The sequence below is a fragment of the Streptomyces sp. ISL-94 genome (assembly GCF_018614075.1).
GTDB lineage: Bacteria > Actinomycetota > Actinomycetes > Streptomycetales > Streptomycetaceae > Streptomyces.
The window spans coordinates 51,055-77,677 of sequence record NZ_JAGGOZ010000015.1 but is presented as its reverse complement, the minus strand read 5'-3'; the positions used below and the strand labels follow the sequence as shown (position 1 = coordinate 77,677).

General features: G+C 71.4%; 27 protein-coding genes. 14 read left to right on the top strand and 13 right to left on the bottom strand.

Annotation, left to right across the window (positions count from 1 at the left end; translation table 11 throughout):
* The 3 genes from J7E94_RS05600 to J7E94_RS05590 all read right to left on the bottom strand — a co-directional run.
* Positions 1 to 185: hypothetical protein (locus J7E94_RS05600; protein ID WP_215012860.1), on the bottom strand; the 185-nt coding region annotated here is incomplete at its 3' end.
* Between the two features lie 356 nt (positions 186 to 541).
* The gene (locus tag J7E94_RS05595; protein ID WP_215012858.1) at positions 542 to 2,026 is read right to left on the bottom strand and encodes a hypothetical protein; all 1,485 of its coding nucleotides are present in this window, start codon (positions 2,024 to 2,026) and stop codon (positions 542 to 544) included.
* A 443-nt stretch (positions 2,027 to 2,469) separates the two neighbouring features.
* Entirely contained in the window at positions 2,470 to 3,852 is a 1,383-nt protein-coding gene (locus J7E94_RS05590) for a transcriptional regulator (RefSeq protein WP_215012857.1), read from the bottom strand.
* 214 nt (positions 3,853 to 4,066) lie between these two features.
* On the opposite strand from J7E94_RS05590, the gene J7E94_RS05585 reads away from it, so the two are divergent.
* From J7E94_RS05585 to J7E94_RS05560, 6 genes are all read left to right on the top strand, one after another.
* Positions 4,067 to 4,753 carry a bifunctional DNA primase/polymerase gene (locus J7E94_RS05585; protein ID WP_215012856.1) on the top strand — a complete coding sequence of 229 codons (687 nt, stop codon included), beginning with the start codon at positions 4,067 to 4,069 and terminating at the stop codon, positions 4,751 to 4,753.
* A gap of 192 nt (positions 4,754 to 4,945) precedes the next feature.
* Positions 4,946 to 5,794 (top strand): ABC transporter ATP-binding protein, encoded by an 849-nt coding sequence (locus J7E94_RS05580; RefSeq protein ID WP_215012855.1) that lies wholly within the window; start codon positions 4,946 to 4,948, stop codon positions 5,792 to 5,794.
* Positions 5,791 to 7,443, top strand: a complete 1,653-nt coding sequence (locus J7E94_RS05575; protein WP_215012854.1) for a transporter — start codon at positions 5,791 to 5,793, stop codon at positions 7,441 to 7,443. Before J7E94_RS05580 ends, J7E94_RS05575 begins: the two co-directional genes overlap by 4 nt.
* A 400-nt stretch (positions 7,444 to 7,843) precedes the next feature.
* Positions 7,844 to 8,419: a hypothetical protein gene (locus J7E94_RS05570; RefSeq protein ID WP_215012852.1), complete on the top strand. Its 576-nt coding sequence runs from the start codon at positions 7,844 to 7,846 to the stop codon at positions 8,417 to 8,419.
* 24 nt (positions 8,420 to 8,443) lie between these two features.
* Complete coding sequence (locus J7E94_RS05565) at positions 8,444 to 8,743, top strand: RNase A-like domain-containing protein (protein ID WP_215012850.1); 300 nt, start codon at positions 8,444 to 8,446, stop codon at positions 8,741 to 8,743.
* Positions 8,744 to 8,755: 12 nt separating this feature from the next.
* Entirely contained in the window at positions 8,756 to 9,430 is a 675-nt protein-coding gene (locus J7E94_RS05560; RefSeq protein WP_215012848.1) for a contact-dependent growth inhibition system immunity protein, read from the top strand.
* Positions 9,431 to 9,446: 16 nt separating this feature from the next.
* Here J7E94_RS05560 and J7E94_RS05555 read toward each other — a convergent pair whose 3' ends face one another.
* Both J7E94_RS05555 and J7E94_RS05550 read right to left on the bottom strand, forming a co-directional pair.
* A complete protein-coding gene (locus tag J7E94_RS05555) occupies positions 9,447 to 9,797 on the bottom strand; it encodes a hypothetical protein (RefSeq protein ID WP_215012846.1) in 351 nt (116 codons plus the stop codon).
* 178 nt (positions 9,798 to 9,975) lie between these two features.
* A complete protein-coding gene (locus J7E94_RS05550; protein WP_215012844.1) occupies positions 9,976 to 10,962 on the bottom strand; it encodes a LuxR C-terminal-related transcriptional regulator in 987 nt (328 codons plus the stop codon).
* Positions 10,963 to 11,227: 265 nt separating this feature from the next.
* Between J7E94_RS05550 and J7E94_RS05545 the strand changes: the two genes are divergently transcribed.
* The 5 genes from J7E94_RS05545 to J7E94_RS05525 all read left to right on the top strand — a co-directional run bounded on the left by J7E94_RS05545 (position 11,228) and on the right by J7E94_RS05525 (position 15,865).
* Positions 11,228 to 11,416 carry a hypothetical protein gene (locus tag J7E94_RS05545; RefSeq protein WP_215012842.1) on the top strand — a complete coding sequence of 63 codons (189 nt, stop codon included), beginning with the start codon at positions 11,228 to 11,230 and terminating at the stop codon, positions 11,414 to 11,416.
* Positions 11,417 to 11,427: 11 nt separating this feature from the next.
* Entirely contained in the window at positions 11,428 to 11,691 is a 264-nt protein-coding gene (locus J7E94_RS05540; protein ID WP_308344595.1) for a hypothetical protein, read from the top strand.
* A gap of 491 nt (positions 11,692 to 12,182) precedes the next feature.
* Positions 12,183 to 12,707 (top strand): DUF3598 family protein, encoded by a 525-nt coding sequence (locus J7E94_RS05535; RefSeq protein WP_215012838.1) that lies wholly within the window; start codon positions 12,183 to 12,185, stop codon positions 12,705 to 12,707.
* Between the two features lie 69 nt (positions 12,708 to 12,776).
* Complete coding sequence (locus tag J7E94_RS05530; protein ID WP_215012836.1) at positions 12,777 to 14,267, top strand: tectonin domain-containing protein; 1,491 nt, start codon at positions 12,777 to 12,779, stop codon at positions 14,265 to 14,267.
* Between the two features lie 152 nt (positions 14,268 to 14,419).
* Positions 14,420 to 15,865, top strand: a complete 1,446-nt coding sequence (locus tag J7E94_RS05525) for a hypothetical protein (protein ID WP_215012834.1) — start codon at positions 14,420 to 14,422, stop codon at positions 15,863 to 15,865.
* A 30-nt stretch (positions 15,866 to 15,895) separates the two neighbouring features.
* On the opposite strand, the gene J7E94_RS05520 is transcribed toward J7E94_RS05525, so the two are convergent.
* The 5 genes from J7E94_RS05520 to J7E94_RS05500 all read right to left on the bottom strand — a co-directional run bounded on the left by J7E94_RS05520 (position 15,896) and on the right by J7E94_RS05500 (position 20,378).
* The gene (locus J7E94_RS05520; RefSeq protein WP_215012832.1) at positions 15,896 to 17,101 is read right to left on the bottom strand and encodes an MAB_1171c family putative transporter; all 1,206 of its coding nucleotides are present in this window, start codon (positions 17,099 to 17,101) and stop codon (positions 15,896 to 15,898) included.
* On the bottom strand, positions 17,086 to 17,607 hold the full coding sequence (locus J7E94_RS05515) for a regulator component (RefSeq protein WP_215012830.1): 522 nt from the start codon (positions 17,605 to 17,607) through the stop codon (positions 17,086 to 17,088). The genes J7E94_RS05520 and J7E94_RS05515 overlap by 16 nt, the downstream gene beginning before the upstream one ends.
* A 45-nt stretch (positions 17,608 to 17,652) precedes the next feature.
* Positions 17,653 to 18,183, bottom strand: a complete 531-nt coding sequence (locus J7E94_RS05510; protein ID WP_215012829.1) for a hypothetical protein — start codon at positions 18,181 to 18,183, stop codon at positions 17,653 to 17,655.
* An 80-nt stretch (positions 18,184 to 18,263) separates the two neighbouring features.
* Complete coding sequence (locus J7E94_RS05505) at positions 18,264 to 19,205, bottom strand: alpha/beta fold hydrolase (protein WP_215012828.1); 942 nt, start codon at positions 19,203 to 19,205, stop codon at positions 18,264 to 18,266.
* Between the two features lie 480 nt (positions 19,206 to 19,685).
* Positions 19,686 to 20,378, bottom strand: a complete 693-nt coding sequence (locus tag J7E94_RS05500) for a metal-dependent transcriptional regulator (RefSeq protein ID WP_215012827.1) — start codon at positions 20,376 to 20,378, stop codon at positions 19,686 to 19,688.
* 210 nt (positions 20,379 to 20,588) lie between these two features.
* Between J7E94_RS05500 and J7E94_RS05495 the strand changes: the two genes are divergently transcribed.
* Positions 20,589 to 21,344: an SIS domain-containing protein gene (locus J7E94_RS05495; protein ID WP_215012826.1), complete on the top strand. Its 756-nt coding sequence runs from the start codon at positions 20,589 to 20,591 to the stop codon at positions 21,342 to 21,344.
* Positions 21,345 to 21,399: 55 nt separating this feature from the next.
* Here J7E94_RS05495 and J7E94_RS05490 read toward each other — a convergent pair whose 3' ends face one another.
* Both J7E94_RS05490 and pdxH read right to left on the bottom strand, forming a co-directional pair.
* On the bottom strand, positions 21,400 to 22,710 hold the full coding sequence (locus tag J7E94_RS05490) for a PAS domain-containing protein (RefSeq protein WP_215012825.1): 1,311 nt from the start codon (positions 22,708 to 22,710) through the stop codon (positions 21,400 to 21,402).
* Between the two features lie 397 nt (positions 22,711 to 23,107).
* Positions 23,108 to 23,770 (bottom strand): pyridoxamine 5'-phosphate oxidase, encoded by a 663-nt coding sequence (pdxH, locus tag J7E94_RS05485; protein WP_215012824.1) that lies wholly within the window; start codon positions 23,768 to 23,770, stop codon positions 23,108 to 23,110.
* A 200-nt stretch (positions 23,771 to 23,970) separates the two neighbouring features.
* Here pdxH and J7E94_RS05480 point away from each other — a divergent pair, with 200 nt between their 5' ends.
* Positions 23,971 to 25,077: a citrate synthase 2 gene (locus J7E94_RS05480; protein ID WP_215012822.1), complete on the top strand. Its 1,107-nt coding sequence runs from the start codon at positions 23,971 to 23,973 to the stop codon at positions 25,075 to 25,077.
* A gap of 73 nt (positions 25,078 to 25,150) precedes the next feature.
* Here the strand turns inward: J7E94_RS05480 and J7E94_RS05475 are convergent, their stop codons facing one another.
* Positions 25,151 to 25,732, bottom strand: a complete 582-nt coding sequence (locus tag J7E94_RS05475; RefSeq protein WP_215012820.1) for a TetR/AcrR family transcriptional regulator — start codon at positions 25,730 to 25,732, stop codon at positions 25,151 to 25,153.
* 144 nt (positions 25,733 to 25,876) lie between these two features.
* Here J7E94_RS05475 and J7E94_RS05470 point away from each other — a divergent pair, with 144 nt between their 5' ends.
* Positions 25,877 to 26,611, top strand: coding sequence for a zinc ribbon domain-containing protein (locus tag J7E94_RS05470; RefSeq protein ID WP_215012818.1), 735 nt, complete (start codon positions 25,877 to 25,879; stop codon positions 26,609 to 26,611).
* Positions 26,612 to 26,623 lie beyond the last annotated feature (12 nt).

Sequence of the window (26,623 nt, the reverse complement as noted above, 5' to 3'; positions counted from 1 at the left end):
GACTCCAGACAGGACCTAGTACTCCCCTGCCCGTACGCACCCGGAGGCCGGTTGGCCGCGCCCGGGACCTCGGTGCCGTCGAGGCAGGTGACGGTGGCGAAGCAGGAGGAGACCCCGATCTGGATGCGGTCGGGCTGGTGCGACGTCTCGAAGGGGCGGCCGCTCCAGGACTCGTACGAGGTCACGATGACGTGCTCGCCGGGCAGTAAGCCAGTAGTCCTGCCCGACGGGCTCCAGGAACAGCTCCAGGAGCTCCGTCCCGTCGTTCCCGACCAGCATCGGGACGGGCTCCCCAGCCTCCGGATCCCCTCATCGCCGAAGTCCCCTCCCAGCGCGGCCATGTTCTGGACCAGAGGCTCCGTGATCCGCGCCACGTCAGCGGCGCGGCCGCGTGCCGGGACCCCGGCTCCGATTGCGGCTGGGACGGGGACTGGGTCTGGGACGGGGACGGGGACGGGGACGGGGACGGGGACGGGGACGGGGACTGGGACCGCGGGCCGCCGAACAGCCGCTGCCAGACGGCCCGCCCCCCTGCTGCTGCTTACAGCTGCGACTTGTCGCGCTTGGTGAGGCTGTACTTGGCCGCGATGTTGTTCCACAGGGTCGCGGCCGACTCCTTGGCCTTCGTCGCCTCGCCGCTCGCCTTGTTGCCGTCGGCGGCGTTGTCGCTGTTCTTCGCCTTGCCGTCCTTGCAGCCCTTGTCGCCCTTGTCCCCCTTGTCGCGGGCCACGTCCTCCGCCCAGGCGGCGTAGCTGTTGTCGGCTGCCGCGGAGGACTGCCAGGCCTTGGTGAGGGCCGCGGTCAGCCGCGCGTTGTCCGGGAGCTGGTCCAGCTTCAGCTCCTGGAGGCGGGTGACGAGCTCCTCGCGCTGGCGGCCCGCGTCGCGCAGGTCGGAGGCCGCCTGGTCGAGGTTCTGGCAGCTCTTGATGTCGTCCACGGCCTTGATCACCGAGGCCCGGCTGTCGTTGCTGTCCGCGAGGAGCTTGTCCAGCTGGACGGCCTGCTGGCGGCCCGGATCCACGGGAGCCTCGCCGGCGGGCGCGGCCGAGCCGCCGCTCTTGGCGGAGGCGGAGGGCACCGCGCCCGGGTCGTTGTTCTGCGGCGCGCCGTCGCCGAGCAGCGCGCCGACGCCGAGCCCGACGACGGCCAGGCCGATGACCACCGCGGCGATGATCCCGGGCGACACCTTGCGGGTCGCCTCCGGCGGCGGGGGCGGTGCGTACTGCGGCTGAGGCTGGGGGTGCGTCTGCTGCGGCGGTACGGGCCCCTGCGCACGCGGCGGATAGGGCCGCGGCGGCGGCTGTCGCAGCACCGGCTCCTGGACCGGCGGCAGTTGCTGGGTCTGCCCCACGGAGTCGTCACCACGGAACAACCCGTCGAACCCGGCGACGGCCGCGGACCCCGGAGGGTAGGCCCCCGGCGCGGCCGGCACGGGCGGGATGTACTGCGTCGCCGCCTCGTCATGGCCCGCCGAAGCACCCGGCCCCACGGGCGGGATGTACTGCGTCGCGGCGTCCTCGTACGGCGCGGGGGCGCCCGGCACCGGCGGAATGTACTGGGTCGCAGCCTCGTTGTGGCCCGCCGAAGCACCCGGTATGGGCGGGACCTGCCCCGCGGGGGCGCCCGGCACGGGCGGAATGTACTGCGTCGCGGCGTCCTCGTACGGCGCGGGGGCGCCCGGCACCGGCGGGATGTACTGGGTCGCGGCGTGCTCGTACGGCGCGGGGGCGCCCGGCACCGGCGGGATGTACTGGGTGACCGCCTCGGGCAGCGGTGGATAGCCGTAGCCGTGCGGCTCCCCCGGCCCCTCGTACCCGGGCCCCACCACATGCCCCGCCTCGCCCGGCGCGGCGGGATAGGCATGCGGGTAGCCATAGGCCGGCCCGTCCTGCCCTGACGCCTGCGGCTGGCCCTGGGCCGGGTGACCCGGCTGCTGGTACTCCGGCTGCGCCGGCGGCTGCTCCGGGTGCGCCGGACCCCACGGGGCACCCTGCTGGGGGGCGCCCCCTTGTCCGCTCTCCGTCACCGGGACTCCTTCTCCGACTTGCCCGAACCCTACGGAACCGTCGGCTCACGCTACCTGGTCACCCACGGCGACCGTCAGACCCACCCAGTCCCCCTTCTTCTCACCAAGCCGGGACTCCCAAGGGACACATCACCCTCACCCGACGCACATCCAGCCTCGTCAGGGGCCATCCCCTCGCCCGGCCCACGTCGAGCTTCGCCGGGCACAACCAGCCTCGCCGGGCGCATCCCGCCCCCCCGGGGCACATCCAGCCCCGCCGGCGTTTGAGGCGCGGGGCCCGAGGCGGAGCCCCGATCCTGAACCCGCACCCACCCACCCACCCAGGCGAGCCACACCAGCCCCCCGGGGCACATCCAGCCCCGCCGGCGATTGAGGCGCGGGGCCCGGGGCGGAGCCCCAGGGGGCCCGGGGCCGCCGGCCCGGCGGCGCCGCAGGCGGCCGCGCTAGGCGACCCGGACCTCCAACCGCGCCCCGAACTCCCGCACCGCCGCCTCCTCCCGATACGGCTCCAGCCGCGCCCGGAAGTCCTCCAGGTACTCCACCCCCCGGCTCGAGCGGAGCGACCCCAGCAGGTCCGCCGCCTGCGCAGCCGTCTGGCAGGCCTGTTCCACCTCCCGCTGCTGCACCTGCGCCGCCGCCAGCAGCAGCAGACCGATCGCCCGGCGGCGCGCCTTGCCCGCCGGGAGGCCCCGTAGCGCCTCCTCCGCCCGCTTGCCCGCCGCCTCCGCCTGGCCCAGGTCCCGGTGGCAGTGGGCCAGCTCGTCCGCCAGGTACGCCTGGTCGAAGTGGCGGATCCACACCGGGTCGTCCCCCGACTCCGGCTCCGCCCGCTCCAGCGCGGTCACGGCCCGGGAGGACAGCACCGCCGTGGCCCGGGTGTCCCCCAGCAGCGCGTGCCCGCGCGCCTCCGCGGCGTAGAACATGGCCTCCACGCGCGGGGTGACCTGCCCCCGCGTGCCCTCCTGGGCGGCCCGCGCCAGCTGCGCGATCTCCCGCGGGTTGCCCAGCTCGGCGGCGAGGTGGCTCATGGACGCCGCCAGCACGTAACCGCCGTACGCCCGGTCGCCGGCCGCCTGGGCCAGCCGTAGCGCCTGGATGTAGTAGCGCTGCGCCAGCCCCGGCTGGCCCGTGTCCACCGCCATGTAGCCGGCCAGCTCCGTCAGCCGGGCCACGGCCGCGAACAGCGCCCGCCCCACCGGCTCCTGGTAGGAACCCCCGATCAGCCCGGAAACCACCGAGTTGAGGTAGTGCACGACCACCGGCCGCACGTGCCCGCTGCCGAAGCGGTGGTCGAGGTCCTTCAGCGCCTCGGTGGTCGCCCGTACCGCCTCGACGTCGGACATGCCCACCCGCGAGCCGCCGCTGCGCGCGACCTGTGTGTCGGCCCCGGTGATCAGCCAGTCGCGGCTCGGCTCGACGAGCGCGGAGGCGGCGACACTCGATCCGGCCAGGAAGTCGCGGCGCCCCACGTCGCTGCGCCACAGCTCGCAGACCTGCTCGATGGCGCCGATGACGGTCGGGGAGAACTGCAGGCCGACGCCGGAGGCGAGGTTCTTGCCGTTGGCCATCCCGATCTCGTCGATGGTGACGGTCCGGCCGAGTTTGCGCCCGAGCGCCTCGGCGATGATGCCGGGTGCCCGGCCGCGTGGCTGCTGGCCGCGCAGCCAGCGGGCCACGGAGGTCTTGTCGTAGCGCAGGTCGAGTCCGTGTTCCGCCCCGCACATGTTGACGCGCCGGGCGAGCCCGGCGTTGGAGCACCCGGCTTCCTGGATGAGCGCCTGCAGCCGTTCGTTCGGCTGGCGGGCGACGAGAGGCCTGGCTGCCATGAAAACCCCCTGAGGGCGCGGGTGATCGTTGGAATGATCGCTTCCCGCCTGATGTGCGGAGAATCTTCCGCTCTGCGTCGTGTCGCTACCCAACTCCAGCGCCCCGGCCTCCTACGCGCCCCCACGCGTGCTCCGATGCGCCCCGTGTGCAGGATCGATGCTCCGCCCACCGGCTGGTTTACGCCCGTAACCCCCAGTGACCCGAGGAGTTGTGATGGGCGTGGAAGAGACCATCGGAGTCACGGAGACCGCACCCATCCCCAAGCAGCGCGGCGAACTGCTGCTGGACCATGCCGTGCGGTACGCGGAAGAACGGCACTGGGACGTCTTCGCCGGCACCTGGCTGGAGCCCGGGGACGGGCGGGAGCTGTGCTCCTGCGGGGCGGAGGACTGCGCGGCGCCCGGGGCGCACCCGGCGGTGAAGGACTGGGCGGCGCAGGCGACGGGCAGCGCGGTGCAGGTCCGGCGGATCTGGGCGAAGCGCCCGGGGGCCTCGATCCTGATGCCGACGGGCCGGACGTTCGACGCGCTGGACGTGCCGGACGCCGCCGGTTTCCTGGCGCTGGCGCGGCTGGAGCGCATGGAGCGGACGATCGGGCCAGTCACCCTGACCCCCGATCACCGGATGCTGTTCTTCGTCCTGCCGGGTGCCGGGGCCAAGATGCCGGACCTGGTGCGCAAGCTCGGCTGGTCCCCGTCCGCGATCGATCTGGTCGCGCGCGGCGAGGGCGAGTACGTGGCCGCGCCGCCGACCCGCTTCGGCGGCCGGGGTCCGGTCCAGTGGGCGCGGCGGCCCACACCGGCCAACCGGTGGCTGCCGGACACGGAGGAGCTCATCGACGTGCTGGCGTACGCGTGCGGCAGCGAGGCGGCGGCGGAGCGCAAGCGGCGCCAGGGCTGAGCCCGCCGGCGCCAGGGCTGAGCCCGCCGGCGGCGCGCCGGCCGCGTGCAGGCCCGACTTCGGCCGCGACCTGGGGCGTTCCTGGGACATTACTGACCGGAAACTGATGACATAAGTAACTGCTCAGGCCTCTCCCCCTCCTCCTATGGTGAGGAAAGAACGACCAACGGGGACGTAACGAGAGGCAGGCGCATGCCGGACCAGGGTGATGCGACGGGCGGGACGTACGGGACGGGTGGCGCGCGATCCGCGCCGTCCGCCGTACGGGTGGAAGGTCTGTGGAAGCGCTTCGGCGAGCAGGTGGCCGTCGGCGGGATCGATCTGGAGCTGCCCGCGGGCAAGTTCATCGGTCTGGTCGGCCCGAACGGCGCGGGCAAGACGACGACGCTGTCGATGGTCACCGGGCTGCTGCGCCCGGACATGGGACGGGTGGTCGTGGCGGGGCACGACGTGTGGGCGGACCCGGCGGAGGTGAAGTCGCGGATCGGCGTGCTGCCGGAGGGGCTGCGGCTCTTCGAGCGGCTGTCGGGGCGTGAACTGCTCGGCTACATGGGCCGGTTGCGGGGGCTGCCGGGCGAGGAGACCGACAAGCGGGCGACGCAGCTGCTGGACGTCCTGGATTTGGCCGGCTCGCAGCACAAGCTGGTCGTGGACTACTCGACGGGCATGCGGAAGAAGATCGGCCTGGCCGCGGCCCTGCTGCACAACCCGGAAGTGCTGTTCCTGGACGAGCCGTTCGAGGGTGTCGACCCGGTGTCGGCGCAGACCATCCGCGGGGTGCTGGAACGTTACACCGCGTCCGGCGCCACGGTCGTCTTCTCCTCCCACGTGATGGAGCTCGTCGAGTCACTGTGCGACTGGGTGGCCGTCATGGCCGCCGGGCGGATCCGCGCCGCCGGCCCGCTGGCCGACGTACGGGGCTCCGCGCCCTCCCTCCAGGCCGCCTTCCTCGAACTGGTCGGCGCGCACGGGCGCGACGCGGCCGGGGACTCCCTGGAATGGCTCGGCGGCGGCTCCGGGGCCGGGGCGGGCGCACGATGACCGCCCCGGCCGGCACCGCCGCTCCTACCGCTCCTGCCACTTCTGCCGCAGCCACCCCTCAGGTCCCGCTGACCTCGCTCTTCGTCCGGCTCAAGCTGTCGCTGCTGCGCAACGGCCTCAAGGGCTCCTCGAAGCGCAAGGCCGTCTGGATCACGACGCTGCTCTTCGTCCTCGTGGTCGGCTTCTTCCTCACGCTCGGCCTGGCCCTGCTGCGCGGGCACACCCACGCGGGCACGGTCGTCGTGCTGCTGGCCGCGATCCTGGCGCTGAGCTGGGCCGTCATGCCGCTGTTTTTCCCGACCGGCGACGAGACCCTCGACCCGAGCCGGCTGGTCATGCTGCCGCTGCGCCCGCGGCCTCTCGTACGGGCCCTGCTCGCCTCCTCGCTGGTCGGCATCGGGCCGCTGTTCACGCTGTGCCTGGCCGTCGGCTCGGTACTGGCGGTCGCGCGGGGCGGTGCGGGCATCGCCGCCGCGGTGGTGGCGGTGCCCCTCCTCATCCTCGGCTGCGTGACCCTGGCCCGGGCCGTGGCCACGGCCAACGTGCGGCTGCTGACCAGCCGCAAGGGGCGCGACCTGGCGCTGCTGAGCGGCCTGCTGATCGCGGTCGGCGCGCAGGTGGCCAACTTCGCCAGCCAGCGCCTGTTCCAGTCGGGCGGCCTCACCCAGCTGGAGCCGGCCGAGGCCGTCGTACGGTGGCTGCCTCCGGCGACGGCGGTCGGCATGGTGGACTCCGCAAGCGACGGCGCCTACGGGGTCGCGGCCGCCCAACTGGCCCTGACACTGGCGGCGCTGGCCGCCCTCCTCTGGTTCTGGGAACGCAGCCTGACCAAGCTGATGGTCACCCCGGACGGCTCGACCCTCGCGGCCGCCCGGCCGGCCAAGGACCGCGGCACGGGCGGCGGGCTCTGGTCCCTGCTTCCGGGCGGCCGGACCGGAGCGGCCATGCAGCGCACGCTGCGCTATGTCGTCCGCGACCCGAAGACGAAGTCGGCCTGGGTGACCGCGCTGGCGATCGGCCTGATCATCCCGGTCTTCAACGCCCTCCAGGGCACGGGCTCCCTCTACCTCGCCTGCTTCGGCGCGGGCATGCTCGGCGTCCAGATGTACAACCAGTTCGGGCAGGACACCTCGGCCTTCTGGATGGTCGCGCAGACCATCTCGACCCCGCGTGAGGCGTACGTGGAACTGCGCGCCCGGGCCGGCGCGCTGGCCCTGGTCACCGTCCCGTACACCGTCCTCGTCACGGCGGTCACGGCCGGGCTGCTCGGCGACTGGTCCGGCTTCCCGGAGGCCCTGGGCCTGGCCCTGGCCCTGCTGGGCTCGATGCTCTGCACGGGCGCGCTGGCCTCGGCCCGCTACCCGTACTCGATCCCGACGGACGGCGCCTTCAAGAACGTCGTCCCCGGGCAGGCCGGGCTCGCCTGGATGGGCATCTTCGGCGGCATGCTGGCCTCGGCGGTGATCTGCGCCCCGGTGATCGTCCTGACGATCTGGCTCAACGTGGCCGACCACCAGGGCATCTCCTGGGTAGTGCTCCCGCTCGGCGTGGCCTGGGGCACGCTGGCGGCCTGGACGGGCCTGCGCCTGGCGGCCCCGACGGTGGCGCGGAAGCTGCCGGAGATCCTGCTGGCGGTGAGCAAGGGCTGAGGACGCCGCACAGGCCGCCCACCCTCCCGGTCGAAGGGCAGGAATGCCCTTCGACCGGGAGGGCCGTGCTTGTTCCGGGAGACCCCGCTGACACCGGCCCCGTCGTCGTTGATGCAGTGGCTGAATCCTGGTGAGTGCCCCTTGTTCACATCAGATGTGATCGAACGATTTTGTTGAAGTCAAAAATCCGCCCCCGGCCAAACCCGCACATCGTCGTGACCTCGATACCGTTGGAAGGCCCGCTCACCGGAGACGCGGTGACCGGGCGGACCTCTCGGGGTGTGAAGGGCGTGGTGATGCCCGTCCAGGATGCCAAAGGGGTGAGAACGCGCCTTCAGTACGACCCGAACCTGAATCCGCCTTTCGTCGTCCACACATCGTCACCTGAATAGTGGAGTGAATGATGACTGAACTCACTGCGGAGGAATGGGCGGACGCGCTCGAGCTCTACGAATACAGCTATACCTCCGTATCCGTTGCCCGCCGGGAGCACGAGGAGTGGTGGCTCGACGCCGCCGCGATCATGCGTGGTCAGACCGCCGACCCACGGGGATGGCGATCGCTCGATCCGGACGAGGACGAGGACGCACGACGGGACGATCCGCTGTTCCCCTTCGCGAAGGCCCCCGCCACACCCGAAGACGTGGCCCGCTTCCGACAGCGAGTGACCGAGGTCCCCTGGAGCTCGGTCCAGTCGCTGGTGGTCCTGCTCGGTATTCCCGGCCTGGACGCGGCCAAGGTGCCGGAGTTCGACCACCATCGGCCCGAAATGGAACGCCGAGCACGTCTGATCATTTCGCGCTTCCCCAACGGCACGCGCTTCTACTCCAATGTCGGGTGGAAGGCCGAGAACCCGGACTTCTACGAGCAGCCCGTCCGCCTGACGGATCCGTTCAGCCGCTACGGCTGGGACGCCGGTCTGATTGCTGTCAACGACGCCGAAGTCGAGATGATCTGGTACTTCGACCCCACCTGATCAGATCCACCGAACTAGGAATCCATGCTTACCCGAACCGCCACCTACCCCGACCGGGAAACCGCCCAATGGGCCACCCAGGAGGTCATCACCCGCAATGAGCAGGCCGTCCACCGGTGGCTCGCCCAGGGCACCCGCCCCCGTATCACCCTCGAAGCGGCCTGGCCCTCCCGTCCCGATCCGGTCGGCCGCGTCCTGCTCCAAGCCATGGCCTTCGCCGGGCGCGGGCCGGTGGAGGTACGGGCCGCACGGGTTGTGCTCCGGCGCGAGCCCGACGCGCCCCACGGTTTCGTCGTGCACACCACCGTCCCGATCTACCTGTAGAGGCCGTCCCCGATGTCCATGAAGCCCATCGACTTCGACCGCCGCTACGGAGAGCTGGACCAGGTGGTCAGCGCGTACCTCGGTCACCCCGCCGACGACGAGCAAGACCGGCCGAGCCGCGCTCTCCTGGCCTACCTGCGGCACACCTGGCACACCCGCCCCTGGGTCCTGTCGGTCGCGGAGCAGCAGCTGCGCGCGTACGCCCACAATCCGCCCGGTCGGCTGCGTCAGCGGCTCGGCGAGTTCTACCCAGTTCCGGACGTCGGGCTGCCCGAGTCCGAAATCCAGGCGTGGCTCATCCTGCTCGCCGAGCACATCAAGCAGAGCATCGAGAGCGGCGAGGTGCCACGCCCGTCGCCGCTGCCCCAGACGCACTGGGAGTGGCACGCACGCTTCCCGGAACTCGCCGAGTTCCTCGGCGGCTGGTTCTCGCAGGACATGCCTGACGAGTTCACCGACCACGACGCGGCCGTCCGCGACTACGCCGACTCGACAGACCGCACTCTGGTAGCCCGCGTCGTCGGCGAGATCCACGAGCTGCTCGCACTCGGACTGGACGAGGCCGACCACGCACTCGCCGTGGCGGAACTGGGGATGGAGCTCGACCCGCCTGCGGACCACTCGACAGGCAGCTGGCTCAGCACCGTCGCCGACGAGCTGGGCGGCTTCCGCCCCGAGTACGCGTAGCCGCCTGCGGCCGCCGTCACAGGCCCGGGCCGCACTCCACCCAGAGCAGCTTGCCCGCGTGCCCCCCGTCGAGGCGGTACGAGCCGTACCTGTCCGCGCACAGCCCGGCTCGAGCGAGGATCACGCCCTTCACGAGGACGACGAGCGGCTGGACGATCCAGGAGAGGGTCTCCCCCCGGGAACTCCCGGCGAGGGTGAACGCGGCCGGGACCGCCGGCGCCACGGCCATGCCGACGGGAGCCCAGGTCTCGTGGCCGCCGACATCGAGCCGCATGCCGTTCTCCGCCATGACCATGGTCCGCTCCCCCTGCCGCGCCAACTCCGCCCCGACGGAGGCCTGCGCGCGCCCGCCGTAGCGGCTGCGCACCCGCGGGATGCTCAGGAAGGCGAGCGCGATCAGGAGTTTCAGTGCCGCGGTGCAGCCGTTCGTCGCGGTCCCTCTCCTCGGGTCTGTCTGGTGACATCGTCACGATGACGCCCCGCCCTGACAGACCCCGAAGACCTCGCTGACAGCCCGCTGATACCGGTCGGCGCCTCGGGAGCGGTCAGATCCAGCCGCGGTGGGCCGCCTTGAGGCCGGCCTCGAAGCGGCTGGTCGCGTCGAGGCGTTCCATGAGGGTGGACATGTGGCGGCGCACGGTGCGCAGGGAGACGCCGAGGCGCTTGCCGGCAGCCTCGTCCGTCATTCCGGAGGCCAAAAGCTTGAGCAGCACACGTTGCTCCCGGGTGAGGCCCTCTTGCGTCACCTGCTTGCGGGCCGCTCCGAGCGGGACGGCGGTGTCCCAGGTCTGCTCGAAGAGAGTAACGAGCGAAGCCACGATGCCGGGGGCGGTGGTGCACAGAGCTCCGAGGCGGGAGTTGCCCGGGTCGATCGGGACGACGGCGGTCGTACGGTCGAAGACCAGCAGCCGGGGCGGCAGCACCGGACTGGTCCGCACCTCTCCGCCGTTCTCGGTGGTCCACTGCGCGTAGGCGAGGGTGGGCGGGTCGTTCCTGGCGCTGTCCTGGTAGACGACGCGTATGTCGACCCCGCGTGCCAGGGCTTGTGCGTCCAGGGGCCTGGAGGCGTCCAGGCTCGCCTGGGACTGGGCACCTCCCGGCGAGATCGAGAGGCATTCGCGGCTCAGCTCCCGCGTGAGGACCTCCAGCCGGGACTGGATGGCGTCGAGGCCCACGAGGCGTTCGGCGCCGTCGGTCTCGGTGTTGGGCCGCAGATCCGCATACTCGGCGACAGCGCGGGCCGCGGCCGCCTTGCTCAGGGCCAGCGCGTGCTGCCGCCGGGCGAGGTCCTCCTCCTGACGGCGCAGCAGCTGCTCGAGACCGGCTTCGGGACTGACGGGGCGCAGGGCTCCGGCGGTATCCCGGGACGGCGTGAGCAGACCGAGGTCGACGAGCTGATCCAGGCCTTCCCGCACCTGGGTCTCAGTGAGCCCCGTCCGCTGCGCGATGTCGGCCACGCCACCGGTGGGCTGCCCAAGCATCCCCCGGTAGACGGTCTCCACCTGTGCTTCCAGTCCCAATGTTTCCAGCACTGTTCAGCCCCCCAGCTGTGAATCGGTTGTCATGGCGAGCCCCCGTGCTGTCGATCTTAATCGACGCAATGCCCGAGGTGACCCCAAGGTGCCTGACCGCTTGGTGCCATCCGTGATCCCTTCCGGCGAGGTGGACGCGCCAGCAGGATGGTGTTCACCGGCCGGGGGATGCGAATCCCACCCAAGGCCAGGGCCCGCGAGGCCGGCCGGTGCGGCGCGCACCAACCGTCCTTCCAGCCAACTGCCCATGCATCGAGGGGATTCCATGTCTCGCACCAAGCACCTGCTCGCCGCCGGCCTCACCGCTCTGCTCTCCGCCGCCGCATTCACCACCGGCACCACGGGCGGCCCCGGCGCCATCGGCTGGGACACGGTCCGGGCAGCGGGTGCGGGCGCCCAGGGCATCGGCTGGGATTCCGCCCCGGCGGACAACCAGGCCATCGGCTGGGACTGAGTCGAGTGCGGGTGATCCGGGGTCACCTGGCCCGTACGTCGGCCGACCCCGTCCCCGCGACCGTGGTTCCGCTCATCCAGGATCTGATCTGGGCGCACGCCAGGCCGTCCGACGGCCTGGAGCACGTACGAGCTCGACCCGCCGCGCACGGGCTGGACGTCTACCTCTTCGTCCGCGCCCCGTCCGACGTCTCAGCGGTGGCACAGATGCGCGCCCTGCTCGACCGCGTGCACCAGCCGGTCGCCGGGCACGGCTTCGGCATCCTCCTCCCCTGACTCTCCTTTCCTCTCGCTGCCTTCTGCCTCCGTGCCCCCCTGCCTGCGTGCCGCCCTGTAACGGCGAAGCCTTCGGCGGGCTGGCGATTGAAGTAGCCACACCCCGTGGCCCTCACCGCTCTTCTTCAGACCCCCTTCCGTCTCGCCTCTTCACCACACCGGGAGCCGTCATGCCCAGGCGATCGAACCGATTCACCTTCAGTGCCGTCTCAGTGGCCCTGGCCGTCTGTGCCGCGGCCGTGGCGACAGCCGGTTGCGGCCGCGCCGACACCGGTACCGCTCCGGCCGCAGCATCCGCCAAGTCTCCGGCTGCTGCCCAGGCGCCCTCTCCCTCGACGAGCGCACCTCCGGACAAGGAGTCTGCGAGCCCGAAGGCGCCTGAGCAGCCCTCGGCTCCCTCGGCTCCGTCCCCGAACGCAAAGGCCGCGCAGGGGAAGGGGGACCCGGGCACGGCGCGCACGGTGGCCGTCAGGCCGGAAGGACTGGCCAAGTTGCCCGTCCAGAAGACCCTCGGCTGGAAGCCGGACGGCCCTCTGAGCAGCCAGGAACTGCACGGGCAGAAGATCACGCTGAACGAGTGCGCGACCGTCGCCGGCGCCACCCTCTGGCAGCAGCAGGGATACCTGAGTACCGCCAGGAACTCCGCCGGCCAGCAGTTGTTCTTCTTCCCCGACGCCGCGTCCGCCAAAAGCGCATACGAACGACTCGTCGCCGACATGAACACCTGTCAGACCAATTCCCGCCGCCTCCAGGCCCGTGAGGGAGCGCCGCAGGACGCCGTCGTGTCCATCACCGCCACCGTCCAGGACGGCACCGCCTGGTCGCGGCACTGGACGGGTGTCGGCGGCATGTCGGCCCGCGACATACAGACCAACCACCTCTACGCCGTCCACCAGGGCGAGCACCTCACGCTCTTCCAGTTCGACGAGCTGGCCGAGCGTCCCGCACCTCCGCACGACACCGGCACCGACGCCGCCGTACTCGGCGCGCTCGCCGAGCTCGGCGCCCAGAGCTGAGTGCGCCGAAAGACCACGAACGACCCCGCTGACTTTCTTTCCGCTTCCTTCGCTGCCCCAGGAGTTCCGTTGTCCATCACCATCTCTGCCACCCGCATCGCGAGCATCGTCACCGCCGCCTGCGCCGCCTCGCTCGTCCTGTCCGTCGTGCCCGCTCACGCCGACAGCATCCAGGCCTCCGGCGCCTCCGTCAGCTCCACGGGATCGCTGGGCAACAACGCCGCCCCCGGCGGCAAGGTCTCCCGCAGCCAGTCCATATCTCGGGCCCAGGTCTGGGTGGACGAGCAGGTTCCGTACAGCACCAATGGCCTGGAGTCCCCGTACAGCTGGTGGGCGGACAGCAGGACCGGCGGCCGCTACCGCCAGGACTGCTCCGGCTTCGTCTCCATGGCCTGGCAGCTCTCCTACAGCCGCACGACCTGGGACCTGCCCGACGTCTCCACAGGCATCAGCAAGTGGGACCTCCAGCCGGGCGACATCCTCAACAGCAACGACCACGTCGTCCTCTTCGCCGGCTGGCGCGACAAGTCCGCGGGCACCTTCAACTACTACCAGGAGAGCAGCCGCAGCCGGCCGACGAACTACAACACCGACGGCAACCTGTACGGTTCCAGCCTCGCGAACCATCCCACCAGCAGCTACTCCGCCCTGCGCTACAAGAACATCACCGACGACGCGCCTGCGGTGTCCGCGTCGAAGGCGCATGTGGAGGTGGTCGGTTCCGACGGCGCGATGTGGACCACCGACGGCGACTACAGCGCCGGCCAGTGGTCCGGCACCTGGGCCTCCCTCGGCGGCTCCGGCCTGAAGGACCTCACCAGCACCCTCACCGGCAACACCATGCACGTCTACGCCATCGGCTCCACCGGCCGCGTCTACACCCGAGACGCCGACTACACCACCGGCCAGTGGAGCACCAACTGGGCCGAAATCCCCGGATCCATCACCGGCGTCACCTCACTGACCGCCTCCGCCACCGGCAACACCGTCCACCTGAGCGCCATCGGCTCCAACGGCGCCATGTGGACCACCGACGGCAACTACGAAGCCGGCGAATGGACCGGAAGCTGGGCATCCCTCGGCGGCACCGGCCTCAAGGCCCTCACCAGCACCCTCACCGGCAACACCATGCACGTCTACGCCCTCGGCTCCACCGGCCGCGTCTACACCAAGGACGCCGACTACACCACCGGCCAGTGGACCACCGACTGGGCCGAAATCCCCGGCAACACCACCGGCGCCACCGCCATCACCGCCTCCGCCACCGGCACCAAGGTCCGCCTCGAAATCGTCGGCGCCGACGGCGCCATGTGGACCACCGACGGCGACTACACCGCCGGCCAGTGGACCGGCACCTGGGCATCCCTCGGCGGCACCGGCCTCAAGAAGCTCGCCAGCACCGTCACCGGCAACACCATGCACGTCTACGCCATCGGCTCCACCGGCCGCGTCTACACCAAGGACGCCGACTACACCACCGGCCAGTGGACCACCGACTGGGCCGAAATCCCCGGCAACACCACCGGCGCCACCGCCATCACCGCCACCGTCACCAAGTAGCGCCGAAGCGGTGGTCCGCCTGGGGCATGTCCGGCCGAACCCGGACGGCATGCCCCCGGGCGGTCACCGCACGTGAGTCCCGCCGCCAAGAAGCCGGTCTCGCGCCCACCGCCCCGTCATGCCGTCACTTCGCCCAGGAAGACGAACCCCTGATGAACAAGAACATCCGGCGCATCCTCCCCGCAGCTGTCATGGCGGTCGCTCTCACGACGCCGATGGTCCTCGCCGCCGGGCCCGCGCACGCGGCGCTCGCCAACCGGTCCTGCGGGACCATCGCCGCGAGCGACAGTACGACCGCGGCCGACCTCAACAAGGTCCTGACGGGCAAACTGCGCGGCGCGATGACCGCCTACCGTCTCTCCTGTGCGCGGGCGATAGCCGATGCCACTCGTGCCCGTGGCCTGCCGGACCGTGCCGCCGTCATCGCCATCACGACGGCCATCACCGAATCCGTGCTGGAGAACAATCCGAACATGGTGGACCACACCAGCGTCGGCCTGTTCCAGCAGCAGGACTGGTGGGGCAGCTTCGAGGAACGGCTCGACCCCGCCTACTCCACCAATGCCTTCCTCGACGCGATGCTCAAGCTCTACCCCAACAACTCCTGGCAGACCCAGCAGATAGGCGTCGTCTGCCAGAAGGTCCAGGTCTCGGCCTACCCCGACCGCTACGAGCCCGAAGCCGCCGACGCGCAGCGCATCCTCGACGCCCTCACCAGAGTGGTGTCCGCGTCGAAGGCGCATGTGGAGGTGGTCGGTTCCGACGGCGCGATGTGGACCACCGACGGCGACTACAGCGCCGGCCAGTGGTCCGGCAGCTGGGCATCCCTCGGCGGCACCGGCCTGAAGGACCTCACCAGCACCCTCACCGGCAACACCATGCACGTCTACGCCATCGGCTCCACCGGCCGCGTCTACACCCGAGACGCCGACTACACCACCGGCCAGTGGAGCGGCAGCTGGGCCGAAATCCCCGGATCCATCACCGGCGCCACCGCCATCACCGCCTCCGCCACCGGCACCACCGTCCACCTGAGCGCCATCGGCTCCAACGGCGCCATGTGGACCACCGACGGCAACTACGAAGCCGGCGAATGGACCGGAAGCTGGGCATCCCTCGGCGGCACCGGCCTCAAGGCCCTCACCAGCACCGTCACCGGCAACACCATGCACCTCTACGCCCTCGGCTCCACCGGCCGCGTCTACACCAAGGACGCCGACTACACCACCGGCCAGTGGACCACCGACTGGGCCGAAATCCCCGGCAACACCACCGGCGCCACCGCCATCACCGCCTCCGCCACCGGCACCAAGGTCCACCTCGAAATCGTCGGCGCCGACGGCGCCATGTGGACCACCGACGGCGACTACACCGCCGGCCAGTGGACCGGCACCTGGGCATCCCTCGGCGGCACCGGCCTCAAGAAGCTCACCAGCACCGTCACCGGCAACACCATGCACGTCTACGCCCTCGGCTCCACCGGCCGCGTCTACACCAAGGACGCCGACTACACCACCGGCCAGTGGACCACCGACTGGGCCGAAATCCCCGGCAACACCACCGGCGCCACCGCCATCACCGCCACCGTCACCAAGTAACGGAGTCCGTGAAGGACAGCCCGGTCGCACCTACCGCGTCGACGGTTGGTGTGGCCGGGCTGTTCCGGCGACCCCCACGGGCTGGTAGGCGGCCGCGACCCTGAGGAGCCAGGCGATTTCCTCGCGCGGGGTGCGGCCGCCGGTGGTTCGGTGGAGGGTGGCGGGGAGCGCGGGCGCCGGGAGGTTCTGCGCCCGCTGCTGTACGGCGGCGCGAAGCCACTGCGCTTCGGTCCTCGCCGGATCCTCGTCAGTGCCGGTGTCCGGCCCGCTCGAAGCCGGGGGCGCGCTGGGCGTGTCGTCCCGCAGGGCGAGCGCGGCGTCGCGAATGGCGAAGGCGCGGTGGGCGACGTCGAGGGAACGGTCGCCAGGAGTGAACAGGTCGCGGACGCGGCTGCTGGGACTGCCCAGGACCACATGCGGTACCGCCGTGACGAGGTCCGCCCACAGGGGGTGGAGCCGCCACAGGGCGTACTGGTCGCGGAAGTAGCGGAGAAGGGCGCGGGTCGGCGGTATGGAGACACCCAGGACGAGCAGGACGACCGAGACAGCCGGAAGCAGTTCGCAGATGGGGTCCGTGAGGGGCACGGGATTGCCCTCGGCATCGAACGTCGTGGAGTCGCCTTCCCGCAGGACGAAGTAGATCCGGTACAGCGTGTAGAGAAGGCCGTTGGCCGTGGCGGCGGCCAGGCAGGTGACACCGGCCCGCAGCGCTCCCGGCGGCACGTTGCCGCGGTTCGACCAGAAGAGGACGGTCGCCTGCAAGGTGGAGACCGCGTACACGGCGTAGAAGACGGCCAGGTAGAGCTGGACGCCGGGATGGCCGTAGTGGGCGTCGATGCCGTAGGCGCCGGTGAAGTCGTGCGGGAGGACGAAGATGAAGAGCAGGGTCAGGACGACCATCGCGGCGCCGGTGAACATGAGCCGCAGACGTGAGGCGCGCGCCTGATGGGGTCGCCGGTGGATGGCGTGGACGTAGTCGAGCAGGAACGAAGCCGCAACGACGCCGGCGAGGTGCTTGATCAGCAGCGTCACGTCGCCGATTCCCGTGATCGTCTCCAGGACGCGTGCGATCCAGGGTGGGCGCGTGGACAGCCCCACGGCGGCGGCCACGAAGGTGGCCCACAGGGCGCGGTTCGCCCGCGTGGTGAATGCCGAAGGTGCCCTCCAGATCACGACACTCCAGGCGAGGACCGGCATCAGCCATTCGAACAGCGGGCGCATCAGCGCTTCCTCCATCGGCGGGAACGTACGGGGTGCAGCAGGCTCTCGGCCAGGCGGCCGGCGGCGGGGTCGGTCACGGGATCCGCCCCACCGAGATCCGCGAGCAGCAGGGCGATCATCTCGGCCTCCTGTTCCTCGACGGTGTCGTAGCTGGTCCGCCCGGCACCCATGGCCTGCGTGACCATCTCCGGCGTCAGATCGGGTAGCAGCGCGGTCAGATGGGACAGTTCGAAGACGCCGGTGTGACCGCACACGACATGGCCGAGTTCATGGAGCTTGATGAGGTCCTGGTGGGCCGGGCTGGTGTGCTGCTCGTAGAAGACGACATCGATGCTCGGCAGCGCGATCCACAGGCCACACGGTGCATCCCGCCCCAGTTCCGGGAGCGGCTCCATGGCGATCGGGCGCCCGCGCTGTTGCTCCAGCGAGGCCCGGAAGCCGTCGACGGTGAACGGGTGCGGGAGATCCAGGCCCGCGAGAATGCCCTCGCAGCGCTTGCGCAGGCCCCGGGGAAGCGGCATGGCGGAGAAACGTTCCTTCCGAGGCGACGGATACCACCTGCAGTATCAGGTGTTGTCCGAACCCCGCTCGGCGGCGCCCTGCTCCAGTTGCTTGAGCTTGTCGGCGAGGGCGACCAGCATGTGCAAGCTGCCGTCCGAGAGGCCGGATGCCCGCTGCACCAGGCTGACCACCTCGGAGTTGCCCAGAGCCTGCCGCAAGTCGCCGATCTTCTCCAGCCGGTCGAGTTGCTCGTCCACGACGGCCGCCTTGGAGTCGTCCAGGAAGTAGCTCGCTCCCGCCTGGATCCCGAAACCCCGGCCCAGCCAGTCAAGGGTGTCCACCGTGGGGTTGGGGACCTGTCCCTTCTGGTTCACGCCGTGCTGGAGGTTGCGGATCGTGTCCTTGGAGATGACGTCCCGGCCCGCCAGCCGGTTGATGCGGTCGGCGAGCTCGCGGTACGTCGGGGCCCGCCCACCCGCCTTGGCCGTCTCCCGGGCGATGAGCTCACCCAGCCTGTCGGCGATCTTCCTGGCACGCTCTGCGGGACGGGCCGCTTCATCCGGTACACCGGTTGCGCCGGACCGTTCTGCATTCACCTCTGCGCCTCCGATCAGCCCTCCCTACCGTACCGTCGGCACGCGGGCTCGGGTGCTGCGGGTGGGCGGCCGCCGGGTCGTCACGGCGCGGCGGCCTTGATGCCGTCCAGGAACGGTTCCAGGGCAGCGCGCCAGGCCGTCGGGTGGTCGTAGTGGAGGTAGTGGCCCGCGTCGGGGATCTCGGCGTACTGGCCGGCCGGGAGAACGCGGACCATCTCCTGGGCTTCGGCGCGGCCCAACTCGCCGTCCAGGCCGCGGACTACGAGGGTGGGGCAGCGGACCTGGGCCAGCTCCTCCCAGTGCGCGTCGTGGACCCAGGTCTCGCGGGCCGTCAGCATCTGGCGGCGGGAGAAGAGGGGGCGCCAGCCGTCCGGGGCCTCGTGCATGACCTCCGCGAAGAAGGCACCGCGGCCGGGGTCAGGGCGCTCCACCCGGGGGTCGTCCTCGCCGAACCAGCGGCGGGCGGCGTCCTGGGTGGGGAAGGGCAGCGGCCAGTGGCGGAACCAGTCCTCCCAGTCCTGCTGCGAGGCGTCGCCGAGCGCCGAGGCGCGCATGTCGCAGATGACCAGGGCTTCGACGAGGTCCGGGCGGCGGGCGGCGAGCTGCCAGGCGGTGAGGGCGCCCATGGAGTGGCCGATCAGGGTCACCGGGGCGAGCCCGAGCTGCTCGATGACGGTCTCGGCATCGGCCACGAAGGCCTCGCGGCCGAGGGCGGACGCGATGTCCCGGTCGGGCGGCGGGCGGTCGCTCTGGCCGTGGCCGCGCTGGTCCAGGGCCACGACGCGGCGGTGCTCGCCGAGCCAGCGGGCGGTGCCGGCCCAGTGGAAGGCCCGGCCCATCAGGCCGTGGAGTAACAGCACGGCGGGGCGGGATTCCTGCCCGGCCACCGCTTCCCCGGCTTGCCCGGCTTCCACCGCTTGCCCGGCTGCGGGGCCGGCGGACGCCTCGGCTGCCGGTTCGCGGAACTCCCAGACGGCCAGACGCACGCCGTCGGCCGCGGTCACATCGATGCGCTGTACCACCGAGGATGCACCCCCTTCACTCCCGGCCAGACTATCGAACCCGTATTCGAAAACGGGCTTCCCGCCTTCAACACCGCTCTTTCGAGTGACCTTCCTCAAGGATTGGCTGCCGCTGCCGATGGAGATCCTTTCAACAGGGAGGCGGGCCGCTCGGGGAAGACGGTCCGAAGGGGATGACCTTGAGAGCTCGGGGCTCCAGGTCACCAGGGGAGGAAAGGTCCCGGCGCCGCGAGGCGCCGGGACCGTCCACATCCTGAGCCGTACAGCTGGCGTACAGGTGGCGTTCCGGACGAATCCGCGTCAACGCATCCGCATGAACGGATCGGCGTCGACGCATCCGCGTCGATGGGTCCGCCTCAACGATGCCGCGTCCGCGAAGCCCTGTCAGCCGGATCCGAATCCGGACCCGAATCCCGGTCCGAATCCGGGTCCGGGTGCGGCTCCGAATCCGGTCCGGGTCCGGAGCCGGGCCGAGCCGAATCAGCGCTTGGCCACGAACACGTGCGACGCGATCTCCGCCTCCAGCTCGGCGGCCTCACCACCGGAGCCGACGAGCACCCCGCCCGGGGACTCCGTCACGCTCACCACCGAGCCGGGCTGCACGCCCGCGCGGCGCAGCGTGTACATCAGCTGGGCGTCCGTCTGGATCGGCTCCCCGATCCGGCGCACGACCACGGTCTTGCCGTCCGCGCCCGGGTCCAGCTCGGCCAGGCTGATCATGCCGTCCGCCAGGAACGGGTCCGCCTCGGCCTTCTCGCCCAGCTCCTCCAGGCCCGGGATCGGATTCCCGTACGGCGATTCGGTCGGGTGGCGCAGCAGCTCCAGCACCCGCCGCTCCACCGCTTCGCTCATCACGTGCTCCCAGCGGCAGGCCTCGGCGTGCACCTGCTCCCACTCCAGGCCGATGACGTCGACGAGCAGGCACTCGGCGAGCCGGTGCTTGCGCATCACGCGCGTCGCCAGGCGCCGCCCCTCCTCTGTGAGCTCCAGGTGACGGTCACTGGCGACGGCCACCAGCCCGTCCCGCTCCATGCGCGCCACCGTCTGGCTCACCGTCGGGCCGCTCTGATCGAGCCGCTCGGCGATACGGGCGCGCATGGGGACCACACCTTCCTCTTCCAGCTCGAGGATGGTGCGGAGATACATCTCCGTGGTATCGATCAGTCCGGACATTCGTGCCCCTCGGATTGCGTGCGCTGGCCCTGCCCCCAATTCTGACGCATCGGGCCGACAACCGTCCCGTGCCGTGGGTCAAGGCCCGTCCCGGACAGTCCCGGACATCTCCCGGCCGGGATGGATGTTCGTATTGACACGCGCTTGGTCCAGACCGCACGGTGAGCGGCGGACACGGACGCTCCCCACCTCTGGAAGGGTCATCGGCGTATGAGCGAGAGCAAGCTGGCCGGTCAGTTCTTCGACGCGGCCATCGGCCTGCTGGAGCGGGTGCGCGACGAGGAGGCCGCGCGCATCGCCGAGGCCGGCTCCCTCATCGCCGACGCCGTGGCGGCCGGGAACCGGCTCTTCGCCTTCGGCGCCGGGCACTCCTCACTCCCCGCCCAGGACGTCGTCTACCGGGCCGGCGGACTGGCCCTGATGAACTTCCTCGCCGTACCGGGCACGGTCGGCATCGACGTCATGCCCGCCACGCTGGGCAGCGCCCTGGAACGGGTCGACGGCCTGGCCGGCGCCGTCCTGGACAGCAGCCCCGCCTCCGACGGCGACGTCCTCGTGATCATCTCCCTCTCCGGGCGCAACGCCCTGCCGGTCGAGATGGCCATGAACGCCCGCGCGATCGGCCTCAAGGTGATCGGCGTGACCTCGGTGGCGTACGCGACGCAGACCAAGTCGCGGCACGTCTCGGGCACCTTCCTCAAGGACCACTGCGACGTGGTCCTCGACAGCAAGATCGCGGTCGGCGACGCCGAGCTCAGCCTCGACGGCATCGACTCCCCCTTCGCCCCCGCCTCCACCGTCGTGACCTGCGCGATCATGCAGGCCGTCATGGCCGCGGCGGCCGGCGGGCTCGCCGCCCGGGGCGTCGAGCCCCCGCTGCTGCGCTCGGGCAACGTCGACGGCGGCCACGAGTGGAACGGCCGCGTGATGCAGGAGTACGGCGACCGGATCTTCTTCCGCCACTGACCGCCGACCGGCCGCGGCCGGACCGGCGAGGGCCGGAATCAGGCGAGGGCCGGAACTAGGCGAGGCCTCCCGCCGCCAGGTCCAGATCGGCGGCGACCCGGGCGGCGACCTCCTCCGCGTACTCCGCGTCCACCCGCTCGAAGGCGGCCCGCGAGGGACCGCGCACGAACGTCAGCGCCCCCACGGTCCTGCCCCGGCTGCGCAGCACCGTGCACAGGACGTGCGCCGCGCTCTCGGGCCACTGGCGGGCCCGCGCCCATGCCCCGTCCGCCTGCCCGCCCGGGGCGCTGGTCCGCACCGAGCCGATCCGGTCCAGCGCCTGCAGCGCCGGGTGCCCGGCCTCGTACCGTACGGGGATCGAGCCGGGCCCCGGCAGCGCCGGCGGCGACGCGGCCGACCGTACGAGCCTTCGCCGCTCGGGGCCGGCCGAGGGATCCAGTACGTCCAGCAGCACGTGGTCGGCGAAGCCGGCGAGGGCGTACTCCAGGCGTACGGCGGCCGCCTCGGCCGGGTCGTCGCACTCTGCGGCGGCCCGCCCCGCGCGGTGCAGCTGGTGGGCGCGGAACCGCAGCTGCGCGGTGTCCAGCTGGGCCTGCCGGGCCTCGGTGACGTCCTGGAACAGCCAGCCCACCCCGAGCGGCACCGGCTCCTCCGCGAGCGGCGAGCCCAGCCGCAGGAACCCGCACCGCCAGCACCTGCGCCGCACCCCCTCCGGCGTGCGCACCGACACCCACAGCTCCACCGGCGCCGGCGGGGCCCCCTCGGCGAGCACGTGCTGGAGGGCGCCCTCCAGCTCCTCCACGCCCTGGGTCAGCAGCTCCCCGAGCGGGCGGCCGAGGAGGGCGGTGCGGCCCGAGCCGAAGGCGCGGGCCGCATGCGCGTTGACGACGGCCGGGCGCAGGTCCACGTCGACGAGGACGACGCCCCACGAGGCGTCGTCCAGCAGGGCCTCGCTCAGCGCGATGGACCGCTCCAGGTCGATCTGGGCGTGCACCTCGCTGAAGGCGCAGTACACCCCGGCGGGATTCCCGTCGGCCCCCGGCACCCCGGCCGACTGGGTCCGTACGAGGACGCGCCCGCCGTCCTTGGTCAGCAGTGCGAACTCGTGCACCTGCCGCCCGGGCACGTCCTGGGCGGCCATGAGCCTGTCCTGCACGTCCTGCGCGTCGGCGGCCCGCACCGCCCATCCCTCGAACCCCTTGCGCCCCACGGCCTCGGCCGCGGACCAGCCCAGGATCCGCTCGGCCTCGCGGTTCCAGTGGGTGATCACGCCGTCGGAGTCGAACGCGCACAGGGCGGCGTCCATCCCGTCCAGCAGCGCTGCGAGCAGATCGTCGGCGGTCTCGCTACGTCCGGAAGCACTCACCTGGCACCCCCTGCAGGTGTTCGCGTGTGCGGCACGTCAGATCATTCAACTGGAACGTGACGCAGCCCACACCGCTTTCCGTGGATTCGGCACACGGAAATAAATGGTTGTGGCGGCCCAGGCAGGTGCCTAGGCTCTGACGTACACGAGAAGGGAGGTGGTTCCCGAAATGTACGGAAACCGGACGCGTGAGGTGGCTGCGGGCTAAGCGCCCGTCGTCGCACGCACCCAGTGCGGTGCCCGGCGGATCGCCTGGCGCCAATCCACAGCAGTCACCCGACCCGCGGGCTCGCCGGTACGTCCGGCCGGCCTCTCCCACTGCAGGGGAGAGACCCGAGCCCGCGGGTCGCCTGCTTTTCCGGCGTTTTCAGCCGCCGCGGGCGGACCGCGGGCAGGACTACGGACAGAGGCGTTCGACGCGCCACTTGTCCGCGTCCAGGACGTAGCGCAGGCGGTCGTGGAGGCGGTTCTCGTGGCCCTGCCAGAACTCGACCTCTTCCGGGGTGACCCGGTAGCCGCCCCACTGGGGCGGGACCGGGACCTGTTCGCCCTCCGGGTAGCGGGCGGCGAGCTCGGCGTAGCGCCGGTCCAGTTCCGCGCGGGAGCCGATCACGCTGGACTGCTCGCTCGCCCAGGCGCCCAGCTGCGAGCCGTGGGGGCGGGAGCGGAAGTACGCGGCCGTTTCGTCGCGGCCGATACGGGCCGCCGTGCCGGTGACGACGACCTGGCGGGCGATCGGGTGCCAGGGGAAGAGCAGGGCGATGTGCGGGTTCTGGTCGAGTTCCCGGCCCTTGCGGGACGCGTAGTTCGTGAAGAAGACGAAGCCGCGCTCGTCGAACTGCTTCAGCAGCACCGTGCGGGAGCTGGGGCGGCCGTCGGCGGTCGCCGTCGAGACGATCATCGCGTTCGGTTCGAAGACCTGCGCGTCGGCGGCCTGCTGGAACCACCGGGCGAACTGCCGCATCGGGTCCCCGGCGAGGCTCTCCTCGTCGACGATCTGCGAGCGGTACTGCTTGCGCATGGTGGCGGGATCAAGGTCCTGGTCGGTCACGCGGGCCATCCTGCCGCAGGAACCCCGCCGGGGGTGTGCCGTATGTCACGCTTCCACAGTTCATCGGGAACGGACAAAATCTTGGGGCCGGTCCGAGGGTTCCCACACGGGTGACCATCGGCCGTGCCGGGCATCAACGGGGATGACCGCGCCGGACCGCGAATCACGCCGGGAGCCGCGCGTGTTCGCACTATTTGAGGAGCCGCCTGATGTCCGACTTCGTACCCGGGCTCGAAGGGGTCGTCGCGTTCGAGACGGAGATCGCCGAACCCGACAAGGAAGGCGGTGCGCTCCGCTACCGCGGGGTCGACATCGAGGACCTCGTCGGTCACGTGTCCTTCGGGAACGTGTGGGGCCTGCTGGTCGACGGTGCGTTCAACCCCGGCCTGCCGGCCGCCGAGCCGTTCCCCATCCCGGTCCACTCCGGTGACATCCGCGTCGACGTGCAGTCGGCGCTCGCCATGCTCGCCCCCGTGTGGGGTCTGAAACCGCTGCTCGACATCGACGCCCAGACCGCCCGCGACGACCTCGCGCGCGCGGCCGTGATGGCGCTGTCGTACGTCGCCCAGTCCGCCCGCGGCCAGGGCCTGCCGATGGTGCCGCAGAGGGAGATCGACAAGGCCGAGTCCGTCGTCGAGCGGTTCATGATCCGCTGGCGGGGCGAGCCGGACCCCAAGCACGTCAAGGCCGTCGACGCGTACTGGACCTCGGCCGCCGAACACGGGATGAACGCCTCCACCTTCACCGCGCGGGTGATCGCCTCCACCGGGGCGGACGTGGCCGCCGCGCTCTCCGGGGCCGTCGGCGCGATGTCCGGGCCGCTGCACGGCGGGGCGCCGTCCCGCGTGCTCGGCATGATCGAGGAGATCGAGCGCACCGGCGACGCCGTGGCGTACGTGAAGAAGGCCCTCGACAAGGGCGAGCGGCTGATGGGCTTCGGGCACCGCGTCTACCGTGCCGAGGACCCGCGCGCCCGCGTGCTGCGGCGCACGGCCAAGGAGCTGGACGCGCCGCGCTACGAGGTCGCCGCCGCCCTGGAGAAGGCCGCGCTGGAGGAGCTGCACGCGCGGCGCCCCGACCGGGTGCTCGCCACGAACGTGGAGTTCTGGGCCGCGATCATGCTGGACTTCGCGGAGGTCCCGGCGCACATGTTCACCTCGATGTTCAGCTGCGCCCGTACCGCCGGCTGGTCGGCGCACATCCTGGAGCAGAAGCGCACCGGCCGCCTGGTACGGCCGTCGGCCCGCTACATCGGGCCGGGGCGCCGCAGCCCCCAGGAGATCGAGGGCTACGCGGACATCGCGGAGACCGCCTGATCCCGCCGCCTGCGCTGCCGGCACCTGCTGGGCGCCGTATCCCGTCGTTCCGGGGTGCGGCGCCCTCGCGCGTTCAGGGGGTCAGCGTCGCCTCGACGATGCGGGACCACTGGGCGACGACGCGGGCCCGGCGGGCCGTGTCGTCGGTCAGGACATTGGCCAGGCCCAGGCCGCGGGCCATGTCCAGGAGCCCCTGCACGGTCTCCCGTACGCCGGGCACGGACTCGTCGGCGCCCAGCAGTTCCACGGCGATGCGGTGGGTCTCGCGGCCGACCCGGGTCTCCAGCTCGGAGACGCGGGGGCGCAGCTGCTCCTCGTTGGAGGCGGCGACCCAGAGCTGGAGCGCGGCCCGGAAGAGGGTGCCCGTGTACAGGTCGACCAGCGCTTCCACGACGGCGGGGCGGGCGGCCGGGCCGGCCTGGAAGAGCTCGCGCAGGGCCGTGGAGCGTTCCTCGGCGACGTACTCGACGGCGGCGGTGAACAGGTCCTCGCGGGTGGGGAAGTGGTGCTGGGCCGCGCCCCGGGACACGCCGGCCCGTTCGGCGACCACGGCGACGGTGGAGCCGGCCCAGCCGTGTTCGGCCAGGCAGGAGACGGCCGCCTCCAAGAGGTGGCGGCGGGTGACGCGGCTGCGGGCCTGCTTGGGGCCGGTCACCTGATTTCTCCCAGGAGGCCCCGGCCTTCGGGCCGGGGAGGAATGGGTCCTCGGGGCGGAGCCGCGAAGCGGCGGAGTTCTCTGCACATCTGCTGTGACCGGTACTTTCTGTCGTTGTCAGTGGTGGCGGGTACGTTGAGCTTCATGACGGCGCCGACGCAGACGGCGCAGGGAACCGGGCAGGCCCGGTACACCTACCGGTTGCGCGTGTCGTCCACGGCGCTCGCCGCCCTCGATGCGGAGTGGGCGCGGTGCCGGTGGGTGTGGAACGAGTGCGTGGCGATGTCCCGCAAGGTCCACGGCCTGAACAAGGGAGCCATCGAAAAGTTCACGTGCGGTCCGGCACAGCTCGACAAGTTGCTGACGGGGGCCCGCCGTTCGATGGCGTGGCTGCGTGAGGGCGCGTCGGTGCCGCAGCAGCAGGTCATCCGGGACTTCGCCAAGTCCCGCGCCCTGGCGGCGAAGGTGTCGAAGAAGATCGCCCGGCAGCGGCAGGACACCGGCCGCAAATGGGCCAAGAAGGTCGTGCGGGACCATGACGCCCTCGCGGTCGAGGATTTCCGCCCGAAGTTCCTGGCCAAGTCGACCATGGCCCGTAAGGCCGCTGACGCCGCGATCGGTGCGACGAAGGCCGCGCTGATCGAGATGGGCCGCAAGCACGGGCGCACCCTGCACCTGGTGCACCCCGCGCACACCACCATGGACTGCGCACAGTGCGGAGCGAGAACCAAGCACGCACTCCCCCTCTCCGAGAGAACGTATACCTGCACCGCGTGCGGAATCGTGTCCCCCAGGGACAAGAACTCCGCACGCGTGATGCTGGTCCGGGCGGGTCTCAACCCGGCTAGTGCTGATCTTGTAAGCCCCGCCACCTGCTAGGTGTCAGGCGAA

Bases quoted from the DNA above. Each gene is read 5' to 3' on its own strand.
- J7E94_RS05590 (WP_215012857.1), bottom strand. From the start codon at position 3,852: ATGGCAGCCAGGCCTCTCGTCGCCCGCCAGCCGAACGAACGGCTGCAG.
- J7E94_RS05585 (WP_215012856.1), top strand. From the start codon at position 4,067: ATGGGCGTGGAAGAGACCATCGGAGTCACGGAGACCGCACCCATCCCC.
- J7E94_RS05580 (WP_215012855.1), top strand. From the start codon at position 4,946: ATGCCGGACCAGGGTGATGCGACGGGCGGGACGTACGGGACGGGTGGC.
- J7E94_RS05575 (WP_215012854.1), top strand. From the start codon at position 5,791: ATGACCGCCCCGGCCGGCACCGCCGCTCCTACCGCTCCTGCCACTTCT.
- J7E94_RS05570 (WP_215012852.1), top strand. From the start codon at position 7,844: ATGATGACTGAACTCACTGCGGAGGAATGGGCGGACGCGCTCGAGCTC.
- J7E94_RS05565 (WP_215012850.1), top strand. From the start codon at position 8,444: ATGCTTACCCGAACCGCCACCTACCCCGACCGGGAAACCGCCCAATGG.
- J7E94_RS05560 (WP_215012848.1), top strand. From the start codon at position 8,756: ATGTCCATGAAGCCCATCGACTTCGACCGCCGCTACGGAGAGCTGGAC.
- J7E94_RS05545 (WP_215012842.1), top strand. From the start codon at position 11,228: ATGTCTCGCACCAAGCACCTGCTCGCCGCCGGCCTCACCGCTCTGCTC.
- J7E94_RS05525 (WP_215012834.1), top strand. From the start codon at position 14,420: ATGAACAAGAACATCCGGCGCATCCTCCCCGCAGCTGTCATGGCGGTC.
- J7E94_RS05520 (WP_215012832.1), bottom strand. From the start codon at position 17,101: ATGGAGGAAGCGCTGATGCGCCCGCTGTTCGAATGGCTGATGCCGGTC.
- J7E94_RS05515 (WP_215012830.1), bottom strand. From the start codon at position 17,607: ATGCCGCTTCCCCGGGGCCTGCGCAAGCGCTGCGAGGGCATTCTCGCG.
- J7E94_RS05500 (WP_215012827.1), bottom strand. From the start codon at position 20,378: ATGTCCGGACTGATCGATACCACGGAGATGTATCTCCGCACCATCCTC.
- J7E94_RS05495 (WP_215012826.1), top strand. From the start codon at position 20,589: ATGAGCGAGAGCAAGCTGGCCGGTCAGTTCTTCGACGCGGCCATCGGC.
- pdxH (WP_215012824.1), bottom strand. From the start codon at position 23,770: ATGGCCCGCGTGACCGACCAGGACCTTGATCCCGCCACCATGCGCAAG.
- J7E94_RS05480 (WP_215012822.1), top strand. From the start codon at position 23,971: ATGTCCGACTTCGTACCCGGGCTCGAAGGGGTCGTCGCGTTCGAGACG.
- J7E94_RS05470 (WP_215012818.1), top strand. From the start codon at position 25,877: ATGACGGCGCCGACGCAGACGGCGCAGGGAACCGGGCAGGCCCGGTAC.